Origin of the sequence: Amycolatopsis sp. SID8362 (assembly GCF_010550475.1) — a bacterium.
Classification (GTDB): domain Bacteria; phylum Actinomycetota; class Actinomycetes; order Mycobacteriales; family Pseudonocardiaceae; genus Amycolatopsis; species Amycolatopsis eburnea.
This window is the reverse complement of sequence record NZ_JAAGNB010001095.1, coordinates 1-564: the sequence shown is the minus strand read 5'-3', so window position 1 is coordinate 564 and position 564 is coordinate 1. Positions and strand designations below refer to the sequence as shown.

General features: G+C 77.8%; 1 pseudogene. It reads left to right on the top strand.

The window, feature by feature from the left end:
- Nucleotides 1–564, top strand: a pseudogene (locus tag G3I65_RS34020) (hypothetical protein); the annotation flags it as partial.

Here is a 564-nt window from a genome sequence, read left to right as displayed (position 1 = left end):
GCCGAAGCGCCGCCCGCGGTGTCCGGCGGCCCGGCGCTCGACGGCAAGCTCGCGACGACGGCGCTCGACCGGTGCTGGGCCGCGGTGCAGGCGGCGGGCAAGACCGACCGGGTACCGCCGCGCGCGGACTGGGTTCCGCTGCTCACCGAGGAGCTCGAAGGGGATGCCGTGGTCGCGGCCACCGCCGCGGGCAAGCCGATGTTCTGCGAGACGACCGCGACCACCGTGACGCTGTCGGACCCGGGCGCCACGCCCGCGTACGCGCCGGGCAGCCGGTCCGGGCTGCTGCTGCACAGCGCGACCGGGCTGGTCGGCGGGGTGCTGGACCCGGCGTGGCCGAAGGCGTCCCTCGCGACGTCGACCCCGGGTGGGTCGAGCGGGAGCGACGTCGAGTTCTCGCCGGTCAGCCGCCAGTTCGTGGCCCTCACCCGTACCGCGCCGGACCGGACGGCGGTCTCGCTGATCGACGGCGGCCCGGGGCAGCCCCGGAAGGTGGACCTGCCGGCTGCCCCGGCGCCCCTGCTCGCGGTGACCGACCGCCCGGAGCCCGCCGACCGGACCTCG